This is a genomic window from Paenibacillus agri (assembly GCF_013359945.1).
GTDB classification, from domain to species: Bacteria; Bacillota; Bacilli; order Paenibacillales; family Paenibacillaceae; genus Paenibacillus_AQ; species Paenibacillus_AQ agri.
In genome coordinates, this window is the sequence record NZ_JABWCS010000205.1 from 153,776 (window position 1) to 160,222 (window position 6,447).

At 49.4% G+C, this 6,447-nt stretch carries 5 protein-coding genes and 1 rRNA gene; 5 read left to right on the forward strand and 1 reads right to left on the reverse strand.

The annotated features are described in order from the left end of the window. Positions 1-14: 14 nt before the first annotated feature. The 4 genes from HPT30_RS11645 to HPT30_RS11660 all read left to right on the forward strand — a co-directional run bounded on the left by HPT30_RS11645 (position 15) and on the right by HPT30_RS11660 (position 4,564). The gene (locus HPT30_RS11645) at positions 15-722 is read left to right on the forward strand and encodes a response regulator transcription factor (protein WP_175371554.1); all 708 of its coding nucleotides are present in this window, start codon (positions 15-17) and stop codon (positions 720-722) included. 20 nt (positions 723-742) lie between these two features. Beyond that, positions 743-1,852: a sensor histidine kinase gene (locus HPT30_RS11650; RefSeq protein ID WP_246317040.1), complete on the forward strand. Its 1,110-nt coding sequence runs from the start codon at positions 743-745 to the stop codon at positions 1,850-1,852. A gap of 124 nt (positions 1,853-1,976) precedes the next feature. Then, entirely contained in the window at positions 1,977-2,651 is a 675-nt protein-coding gene (locus HPT30_RS11655) for a hypothetical protein (protein ID WP_175371555.1), read from the forward strand. A 59-nt stretch (positions 2,652-2,710) separates the two neighbouring features. Next, positions 2,711-4,564 carry a transglycosylase domain-containing protein gene (locus HPT30_RS11660; protein ID WP_175371556.1) on the forward strand — a complete coding sequence of 618 codons (1,854 nt, stop codon included), beginning with the start codon at positions 2,711-2,713 and terminating at the stop codon, positions 4,562-4,564. Positions 4,565-4,623: 59 nt separating this feature from the next. Here HPT30_RS11660 and HPT30_RS11665 read toward each other — a convergent pair whose 3' ends face one another. After that, complete coding sequence (locus HPT30_RS11665; protein WP_175371565.1) at positions 4,624-5,880, reverse strand: MFS transporter; 1,257 nt, start codon at positions 5,878-5,880, stop codon at positions 4,624-4,626. 457 nt (positions 5,881-6,337) lie between these two features. On the opposite strand from HPT30_RS11665, the gene HPT30_RS11670 reads away from it, so the two are divergent. Beyond that, a 16S ribosomal RNA gene (locus HPT30_RS11670) occupies positions 6,338-6,447 on the forward strand; the annotation flags it as partial.

Here is a 6,447-nt window from a genome sequence, read left to right on the forward strand (position 1 = left end):
AGGATGTACTTTCGGTGAAACCTGAAACGATATTGCTGGTAGACGATGAGAAAGAGATCGTGGACCTGCTGGATATTTATTTTCGCAACGAGGGCTATCGGCTGCTCAAGGCTTATGATGGACTGGAAGCCCTGGAGTGCCTGAACAATGAAGAGGTGGATCTAATTATCCTGGATGTGATGATGCCAAAGCTGGATGGTGTGGCCGCCTGTATGAAAATACGTGAGGAACGGAACATGCCGATCATTATGCTATCCGCGAAAAATACCGATATGGACAAAATCGCCGGACTCAGTATCGGGGCGGATGACTATGTAGGCAAGCCCTTTAACCCGCTGGAGCTGGTGGCCCGGGCCAAATCGCAGCTGCGTCGTTACCATAAACTGAATACAGGCGGTCCTACGCGCCGTAACGAGAATGAACTAGTGTTTGAGGATTTGATCATCGATACTGCGAAGCATGAAGTCAGCGTGGATAGCCGTAAAGTCAAGCTTACACCTCGGGAGTTTGCCATTCTGGAGTTATTAGCAAGGCATCAGGGTCAGGTGCTCAGCATGGAACAGATTTATCGTAACCTCTGGAATGAGCCTTTTCTTGATGGGGGCAATACAGTAATGGTGCATATTCGTAATATCCGTGAAAAAATCGAGCTTGACCCCAAGCAGCCCCGTTATGTACAGACCGTATGGGGTATTGGCTACAAACTGGACGGGCCTTCCTGATCGGCCGGAGGTGATGAATTTTGAACTCCAAATATATCAGTACCATCCGTTGGAAGTTTATATGGGCTTTCTTGTTGAGCGTATTCTCTGGCGGTATCCTGCTCGCAGCATGCTATCAGTTGGTGAACTCTATGGTGTATCTAAACCCGGCCCCGCCTTCTGCTCCTTACTCTTTAATTCTGAAATGGATTATTAACCATGTCGGTTCAGCTCCGCTTATGGCTGCGGCTGGAATCGTCAGCTTTTTGCTATTCTTTTTCATCTATACCCGTAAAATCATTTCCTACCTTGAAGAGATCACCAAAGGGATTCAACAAATCACTAAGCTCGGGGAGTCACACCGAATTGAAGTCCGGTCAGGGGATGAACTGGGTGTGCTAGCCGAGAACATCAACATTATGTCTGATCGTCTTCAGCATTCCTTATTGGAAGAGCGGAAAGCAGTAACCGCTAAAAATGAGTTGATTACGGGTGTATCACACGATCTTCGTACTCCGTTAACCTCCGTGTTAGGCTATCTGGAATACATTGAGCAGGACCGCTGCCGGGATGAGACAGAAATGCGTTATTACGTAGGCATTGCTTACCAGAAATCACTGGTGCTAAGAAAGCTGATTGATGACTTATTTGAATATACACGGGTGAATAGTGGTGGTATACCGTTTGTACTCGCGCCTTTGGATCTCAAAGCATTTATGCGGCAGTTGGCAGAGGAAGCTGTACCCGCACTGACTGCGGCTGGTATGACGTATGAGATTGAAGACGATACCGAATCGCTATGGATACAGGGGGCTCCGTATGAGCTGGTTCGTGCTTTTGATAATCTGATCACCAATGGAATCCGGTATGGTCGTGACGGCAAGAAGCTGCAGATCGGCCTGAGCCGGGAGGGAGACGAAGCCGTGGTGCGAGTCAGCAATTTCGGAGAAATGATAGCGGAAGGCGATCTTCCGTATATCTTTGAACGCTTTTATCGGGCGGAGCGTTCTCGTTCACAGCACACCGGAGGTTCTGGATTGGGGCTGGCGATTGCCAAGGGGATCATTGAACTGCATGGCGGTGTTATTTTGGCCGTAAGCGGCAGACAACGTACGGACTTTATCGTCCGTCTTCCGCTTTCACAAACGTAGCTTTTGTCTGCTCTCCTTATTGTTTCTTCAGAAAATCTTAAGAAGTTATGGAGTCATTCTTAAGATTTCCTCCTTATCCTTGTGTCAGAGGGGGATTATCCCCTTCTGAAAGGAGGGATTGGCATTGAGGAAGCGGCGGACCGTAAGACTGGGGTATCTATATATTTTTGGCGGAAGCACACTCTTGAGTGCTGCTGTTCTTTTCGTGTTATACCGACTGTTCGTATGGACGTATTCCCGTCACAGCCAGGATTCGGGCGCTTTAGTTGTGACGCTTGCCCACTGGATTATCAATCATATTGGCAAAGCCCCCTTTGCCGCCATGTTATTTGTACTGGTATTCTCGGGGTTCTTTTTGCTGCGCTCACAGAAGCCGGCACAGGATATGCAATCACTGCTGCAGGCAGCGGAAAAGCTCGCCAATCACGGTTCTTTCACGGAACTGAAGGTGCTATCCGCCGGGGAATTGCAAGCATTAGCTGGACATCTGGAGCGGATTAACAGCAACAGGAGAGGTGTAGGCACGCAACATAAAGCGCAAAAGGGAGAAGATCCAATGGAGCTCTCAGCAGCAGTTGCAGGGGATTTGAATTCTAGCTTAACTTCTGGTTCCTCCCCGGTGCTGGATACCGAAGATACCATGGCCCTGATCCTTAGGGTTAAAGCTACACTCCGTTGTCTTCATAAGGCTGAAGCTGCGGGGGAAGATAGCAATACTATGCTTCGCCTTCTCGTGAATGCCAGAGAGGAAGCAACCGGGATGGAGCAGGCGTTGGAGCGTCTGATTACAGGGTCATGAGCAGTCCACGGGAGAGGCGACCCCATGAGAACTTCTATAGAAGGATTCACTGGTCTAACATGCGTGACAGGGTCTTGCGCATCCTGTATACGTTGTTTGATCTTGGAGTAATCGTAGTCCTGCTAATGTTAGCTGGTCTTGTGTACATTCATGAATATGGAAGCACCGTAGTCAGCCGTTATTCTGACAAGTTAATTTTACCGGAGTCTAGTATAATGCTGGCTTCAGATGGATCTTTATTACGCAAAGTCCCCATTCCAGGATCCGGCTACAGGACCTCCCTACCGCTTAGGGAGATGCCTAAGCTATTAACAGCTACTTTTCTGGCAGTGGAAGACCGCCGCTTTTATACCCATGACGGGCTGGATTACAAAGGAATACTGCGGGCACTTGTAGCAAATGCAGCGAATATGGAAATAGCCGAGGGAGGGAGCAGTATCACCCAGCAGCTGGCCCGGAATCTGTATCTGAACAGAGATAAGAACCTCTTACGCAAGGTGAACGAGGCGTCTATTGCCTTGGAGCTGGAGCGGCGTTTGTCCAAAAGTGAGATTCTGGAGTTATATCTCAACCAGTTGTACATGGGGCGAGGTCAGTATGGAATCAAGGCCGCAGCTGAGCGGTATTTTGGCATTAGCGATCCCAATAAGCTGGAGATCTGGCAAATTGCTACGCTTGCAGCGATTCCTAAAGGGCCCTCGATCTACAACCCTGTGGATGATCCCGAGCGGTCTGCCGAAAGACGTAAGCTTGTTCTACATATAATGGAGCAGCGGGGTTTGATATCTCATGCACAGCTGAATGCTGCACTGCTTCAAGAATATCAGGCTCCACCGGTGGAACCGCAGCTTTCGGCTGCTGGAATATCTTATGGCGATGCCGCGCTTCAGGAAGCGTCCAGGCTGACTGGCAAATCCAGAGAAGAACTGCAGAGTGGCGGCTATACGATTGTTACAGCGATGAATGTGCATGCCCAGAGTGTGCTCGAGAAGACCTTTTTGCAACCCGATTCTTTCCCACCGGATGGGAAGGACCGGCAAGTGGAAGCGTCTATGGTGATTATGGACCATCGTAACGGAGAGGTTGTAGCGCTTATGGGAGGGCGGGAGCCGAAGGCAGGGGGGCTGAACAGGGCTATTATGGATGCCAGACAGCCGGGGTCTTCTTTTAAACCAATCATTGATTACGGACCTGCGCTGGAAAGTGGAAAATTCACTCCAGATAGTCTGTTGTCTGATCGGCGGGCGGCCTATGGAAACTATCAGCCGGAGAATCTGAACGGGGATTATCGTGGCCAGGTAACTATGCAGACGGCGATCAAACAGTCTATCAATGCGCCGGCGGTGTGGCTGCTGCAGCAGGTAGGCATAGGTCAGGCGCGTAAGTTTGCGGCCAAGCTGGGGATTGAATTAACAGAGGGGGACAATAATCTCGCAATCGCATTAGGCGGCCTGCACAAAGGCATTTCTCCGCTAAAAATGTCCCAGGCCTACAGCGTGTTCGCAAACGGGGGCAAATTCAATGAGGGGCATCTGGTACGGATGGTGAAGAATGCCCGCGGAGAAGTCATCTATAAGCACACGTCATCTTCAGCTCAGGTGATCTCTCCAGTTACAGCAGACAGGATGACCACAATGCTTCGGAGTGTAGTTAATGAAGGTACCGGAAAAAAGGCTCAGATGAACCGCCCAGTAGCGGGGAAAACCGGGACGACCCAATTGGATCTGCCCGGAGTGAGCCGTAAGGGGAATCGGGATCTCTGGTTTGTCGGGTATACACCGGAATGGACCGGAGCGGTATGGATCGGTTTTGACCGGACGGATGAGCAGAATTATATGACGGCTGGAAGCGGGATGGCGGCAGCACTATTTTCTAAGGTAATGACCCAAGCTCTGGCGCAGGCTGGAAAATAAAAAAAGCTCATCTGTCCTCTAAGTAGAGAACGGATGAGCTACCTATCAGGATTGGGGCCTTACTCGGCCGCCCATTCCTCCAGTTTGTTGTCTCCTGGGAGCAATAGTGCCAATAATCCGAGCAGAGGCAGGAATCCGCAGGCCACAAATACTTTTGTAATGCCAATAACGTCAATAAGATTGCCAATCACGAGTGAGCCGATACCACCAAGCCCAAATGCAAGCCCGGTGATCAGCCCTGACACGGTTCCGATATTGCCGGGATACAGCATCTGTGCATAAATTACGGTAACCGAGAAGCTGGACAGAAGTACGAAGCCGCCAATCAGCAGCAGCACCGCGGCCCAGAAGTGACTGACGAAAGGCAGCGCCAATGCAAAGGGAACCGTACCTACCATAGAAAAGAGAATCAAGTTACGCCGCCCGAAACGGTCTGCGAGCGGTCCGCCGAAGAACGTACCTACGGCACCGGCTGCCAGGTACATAAAGATATACACCTGTGCACTATCCAGAGACATCCGGTATTTATCCATTAAGTAGAATGCATAATAACTGCCGATGGAAGCCCCGTACCAGGATCTCACGAACACCAGGAAGACAAGAATGATAGTTGCATTCCGAATGCTTTTGCGCCTTGCAGGGTCCATTAACTTGGCCGCGGCCTTTTTACGGAAGGTATAGCCGGAATCAAGCATTTCACGATACCAGCGAGCTACATAGGTCTGCACGGCGATTCCTGCAGCAGCAACGATGGTGAAGCCGAGTGCGCCAATTTGCCCGAAAGGAATGAAAATCCACTTCGTCAGCATGGGTCCGAGCGATTGCCCGGCATTCCCTCCTACCTGAAAAATAGACTGGGACAGTCCTTTGCGAAGTCCTGCAGCCATATGGGCAACACGCATGCCTTCCGGGTGAAAGGCAGCCGATCCGAATCCGACAAGCACAACGGAAAATAGCACGAGTATATAATTGTTGGCATACGCCAGCAAAAAGACCCCGGCAAAGGTACAGCACATCCCCAGGGGGAGCAGAATCGGACGCGGCTTGCGATCGGCGGCATAGCCGATAACAGGCTGAATGACCGAGGAAGTTACATTCAAGGCAAATGAAATCCAGCCGATCTGAGCAAAGGAAAGCAGCAGGTTGTCTTTGAGAATCGGGAAAATCGCCGGAATGACTGCTTGAATAGAATCATTAAACAAATGAACAAAGCTGACAGCGAGTAGGATGCGGTAAATCGTGGCCTGTTGCGTATTGCGCTGCTCTGCAGCCGGAAGATCTGGCTTAGGGGCGGCGGTTGTTGAGTTGTTCTTCATCATGGCTCCTCTCCATATTGTGTGCTAGTATTCTTTTTTAATGTTTACGATAGATCCTATTTTAGCCATATGCAATGGATTATGGGAAACAATTTGTGCTGTAGGGGTGGGAAATATACGTGCGATAGATTATTTTCAAAAAAGTGTTGCAATCATGAGATCTGCATGGTATATTATCTCTTGTGCTTATGAGACATCGCCTAACGGAAACGAGGGCGTTGAAAAAATAAGTTGACAAAGAATAAAGAAACATGATAAGATATAATTCCTGTGCAAGACATACATAATGAATTGCAAGGGAACAAGTTCTTTGAAAACTGAACAAATGGAACACGTTGATTTAACAAGATTCATTTAATGAATCGTCAGTTTCAAAATGAGCAATCGCTCTTTTCAATAATTTTTCGGATGGTTATTTTCTCGGAGTAATTCGGGGGAGTGATCGTTCGAAAAAACCTATTTGGAGAGTTTGATCCTGGCTCAGGACGAACGCTGGCGGCGTGCCTAATACATGCAAGTCGAGCGGACTTGATGGAGTGCTTGCACTCCTGATGGTTAGCGGCGGAC

Bases quoted from the DNA above. Each gene is read 5' to 3' on its own strand.
- HPT30_RS11665 (WP_175371565.1), bottom strand. From the start codon at position 5,880: ATGAAGAACAACTCAACAACCGCCGCCCCTAAGCCAGATCTTCCGGCT.
- HPT30_RS11660 (WP_175371556.1), top strand. From the start codon at position 2,711: ATGCGTGACAGGGTCTTGCGCATCCTGTATACGTTGTTTGATCTTGGA.